The sequence below is a fragment of the Mailhella massiliensis genome (assembly GCF_020741395.1).
GTDB lineage: Bacteria > Desulfobacterota > Desulfovibrionia > Desulfovibrionales > Desulfovibrionaceae > Mailhella > Mailhella massiliensis_A.
On the sequence record NZ_DYZA01000252.1, the window covers coordinates 1 to 3,803 of the forward strand.

Genomic DNA, 3,803 nt, shown 5'->3' on the forward strand with positions numbered 1-3,803 from the left:
GTAAATGAGGTTCCAATAAGGCCCATGCAGCATCTGAAATGTCATGGCGGCGTTGAGGATTCGTCATAAGCACATCCTTGTAGAATTGATGCGCTTCTTATAACTCAAATCTCGTGTAAACACTATCTAGGGCGCGCTCCGGCTGGGCTGTTATTCTTCCGGCAGGCTGAAGTCATAGCTCCTGCCGGAAAAGTAGTCCGTCAGCACGCTGTGAAGCTGCGGGTAGAAGTCGGTGCGGTTGTTCCCTGCATCAAGCAGTTCGTCCAACCTGTGCACGCCTGTGGAAACTCCCGGCCGGAGCTTGTCCGGCGGAGGCAGCGTGATCCAGCGCGTCCCCTGGATTTTCTTGCTGCCTGTAAGGGACTGCCGGTCCGTATTGATCAGCATGTGTATGCTGCCGTCAAAGCCCATATAGACGTCATGGGGAATGAAGGCCTGTGACAGTCGGTTGGCGAGAAAGCGCAGAAGCTGGCTCTGGTTCCGACTTTCCCGCACAGGGCGCAGCGCTTCCAGAAAGGCGTACACGGCGTCCCGGGCCTCTTTGTGCTTGCCCTTGTCCCATCGGCCGCCCTCCAGCATGCCCTGCAGAGCGGTTTCGGCATCGTCCCGCCCCGATTCCAGGCAGACCGCCAGCTGTTCCGCCACGTCTTTTTCTTTATGGACAAGATTGGCGTTCAGCCTGTCGCATGCCTGAGAAGCGGCTTGTCCCTTTTCCAGCAGGCGCAGGCCGTCGTTCAGGGCTGCCCGCGTTACCACGCCGCCCTGTTCATCGGGCAGGTCGGCAAGAAGCAGCTCCACGCTCCGACGGATCAGGTCAAGCCCTTCCTGTGCGGTTTTCTGGTCGAGCTCTTTGGCAACGGGCTGGGCGCTTCGCACCTGGGCATTGATGACCTGCATCTGTGCCAGCGTCAGATTGGCCATGAAACGCCCTATGGCCGAGCGGAGTTCCGCCACAGTCTGTTCCTGGTGCTCGCCGTCGCGCCAGTCGGCGGTACGCAGGCGCATGGCCAGACGGCTCACCTGAAGCCCCTGGGAAATAAGGTTGTCCGCCTGGGGAAGGCGCGCACGTTGCAGAAGGGCGCCTGCATGGCCCACTGCCTGATGCAGGCCCCGTGCCTTCTCCAGACTGTTCAGCTCCGCTTCGGAGCTCGCCGCAGCGGCCAGCCGGAAGGAAAGGGGAGATACCTGAGGAGCAAGGTTGCGCATAAGTTCAGGCCTTGCTTCGGTGAAACGCGCGCGTATCTCCGAAGGCATGGACTCGTGGGCCACCATGCTTCCCAGACGGGTCAGGCTCTGTTTGACGGCCCAGGAATCCACGGTCTGGTCATGCAGGGCGGCGATGAGCGTATCGCAGGCCTCGCCGAATTCCTGCGGATCGAGGCTTTCCGGCAGGCTTGTCTGTGCCAGCTCGTGCAACAGCAGACAGCAGCGGTAGCGGCTGTCCCGCTGTTCCAGTTCTCCAAGGCCTTCCGTGAGATCGCCGTACAGTTTTGAGATATCCCGGATCTGCTGTCGTGCCGTGCGGATGGCGTGAAGGGCGGGATTTGTCCGGGAATCGTCGGCTGCGGCTCCGGTTCTTGCGGTTTCCTCCATGTGCGAGGAGTGCTCCAGGGCGTCCAGTTCCCGGCGTACGAAGTCGGCGTCGATGCGCCGGAAATCCTGCCCGTCCTGCCCGGTGCTTTCCTGCGTATCCATGTGGCGCAAGGCGAATTCGCAGACGTCGTTCATGGCATAGCGGATGGCCCGGTTCATTTTTTCATCCACCAGAGACTGAACCTGGGAAAAGCTCTTTGCATCTGCGGAAAGCCTGTCGTCCAGGGCGTCATGTACGGTGTCCAGCGCGGACATGAGCGTATTGCGCGCCTCGCCGCTGAAATGGGCCAGGGTGGCCTCACGTTCCTGAAGGGCCTTCTGGACGTCTTCCTTGAACCGGAATCCTTCCAGAAAGAATTCGCGCAGGGAGGCGAGACTGAAGCGGGAGCGGTAGGGCTGAGGGGGTGCGGCCTCTGCGGCCGGAGTTTCAACCTGTGCCGTCCCCCGCGCTTCCGACCGTGCTTCCACATGCTTGAGGACAGCATCCTCGTCGGCGTAAAGCGTATCCCGGATCAGTGTCAGGTCGTCAATCATCTGCCCCTGCGTGTCGGGATCAAGAGCGGCTATGGCCTCGTCCAGCAGTCCATCCGTCTTCAGCTTTCGCATTTCCTGTACCAGCTGAGGGCTTTCATCCCGAAGAATGGCCATATTCAGGCTTACCCGGGCCTGGAGCAGTTCCTGGTAATCGGCTCCCCGGCTGGTCATGGGAGTCGCGGCATGCCGAAGTTCCGCCAGCTCGCGGAAGGCGCTGGCCAGAGCTTTCCTGCGTTCCGGGCTGCCTGCTTCGCTCCGCCCTGCCTCATGAAGGTATCCGAGCAGCCTGCCCGTCTGGGCGCTGAAATCTTCCAGCCCGCGCTGGAATTTTCCCTGGGCGCGCCAGCTGGAGGGCGTCAGCTTGTCCAGTAGTTTGGAGAACCAGCGCCCTACGCTGTTGGGCGGCCCGGGCACGCGATCCGTCCGCCGTGTGTCCGGTGTGAGCACTTCCATGCTATGCCGGCCCAGGCGGCCTACCCCGCCCAGAGCATCATAGCCGAAGTCGGTATTGAGACTGATAAAACGCGAAGAGGTTGCCTGCAACGTATCGGGCATGTTGGCTCCTTCGGATGGTTATTTCTGTATTTCGTCGGCCCATAAGGCCACGACGTCCAGAAAATCTTCCAAAGCTGTGTAGAGCGTGTTCTCATCGGCTCCGGCCAGCTCCACACGGGAAAAGGCCAGGACGTCGTCGCCGTCCAGGCCGAAGATTGTCCTGCCGCTTTCCCGGCCCAGGCAGTGAGCACGCATCATCCTGAGCATGAGATCTCTTCCTCGTTCTGCAGCGGGGAGCCTGCCGAGGCGGCAATACAGATAGATGGCTGCCTCATCGTCCGTTACTTCCATGTCTACGATGAACCTGCCGTCGAAGCGCAGGCGGCACAGCCCGTTGTCGTTGAATGTCAGTAGCGTCCCCGTCTGCCGGGACAGAGCTTCCATCGCCTCGTGCTGCGTCATGCGTCGTCTCCTGTATCACGGGCATACTCTCCGAGAGAGTTTGGAGAGAGGAGTATGTCCGCTTTCTTTTCATAAAAAGAAGATAGCCTTTTTTCCGAAAAACCAAAAGAAGATTTCCGTTCTTAAATTTGTACATTTTTCCTGAAGAAAAGTCCGATGAAACATACCGAAGATAGTAGGGAAGGGGCGTGCATAAGCTGTATCCTTCCCGACGGATTCTCCTCCGACAGGGCAAAAAATGTCTGGGCAGCAATAGAGAGCCGGACTGCCTTGGAGCGGGCAGCTTTACTTTCCATACCATCCAGAAAGTGACGGACTTTCGCTCTTCTTAGGAGTGAATATAAGTAATTCTGCATAGTTATTCAAAAATAGATGAGTGCGTTTTTTACTGAAGCAAGGAGTAGGGGAAATACGGATGTTTTTTACCTGCCTATAGTATCAACTAATTACTATGGTATTACTTCTGATTTATGTTATATCCGAAGCTTTTATTTTGGGGAAAGTTGGTAGGGCATCTTCTGAAAAGTTCAGGAAAGTAAATATGATATCTTGAATCTGAGAACAGTTTTCTTCTGATATGGGTTCAAAACCATGAGCAAGTAGGGAGAAGTTTCTTGCATGAAGGAGCATGCTCAGTTGCTTTTCATGTTCCATAAAGTGCAGCCCCAAGGGGTGACCAAGCTCGGCAAGAAGCTGGTATGCCTTGAAAAGAGGAAGTT

3 protein-coding genes are annotated in these 3,803 nt (G+C 57.3%); all 3 read right to left on the reverse strand.

Annotation, left to right across the window (positions count from 1 at the left end; all coding sequences use genetic code 11):
- Positions 1–150 precede the first annotated feature (150 nt).
- Entirely contained in the window at positions 151–2,682 is a 2,532-nt protein-coding gene (locus tag K8W16_RS12165) for a hypothetical protein (RefSeq protein WP_304124256.1), read from the reverse strand.
- 18 nt (positions 2,683–2,700) lie between these two features.
- Positions 2,701–3,084: a type III secretion system chaperone gene (locus K8W16_RS12170; RefSeq protein ID WP_304124259.1), complete on the reverse strand. Its 384-nt coding sequence runs from the start codon at positions 3,082–3,084 to the stop codon at positions 2,701–2,703.
- 468 nt (positions 3,085–3,552) lie between these two features.
- On the reverse strand, positions 3,553–3,803 hold a 251-nt coding region (locus tag K8W16_RS12175; RefSeq protein WP_304124262.1), incomplete at its 5' end, for a hypothetical protein.

Bases quoted from the DNA above. Each gene is read 5' to 3' on its own strand.
- K8W16_RS12170 (WP_304124259.1), bottom strand. From the start codon at position 3,084: ATGACGCAGCACGAGGCGATGGAAGCTCTGTCCCGGCAGACGGGGACG.
- K8W16_RS12165 (WP_304124256.1), bottom strand. From the start codon at position 2,682: ATGCCCGATACGTTGCAGGCAACCTCTTCGCGTTTTATCAGTCTCAAT.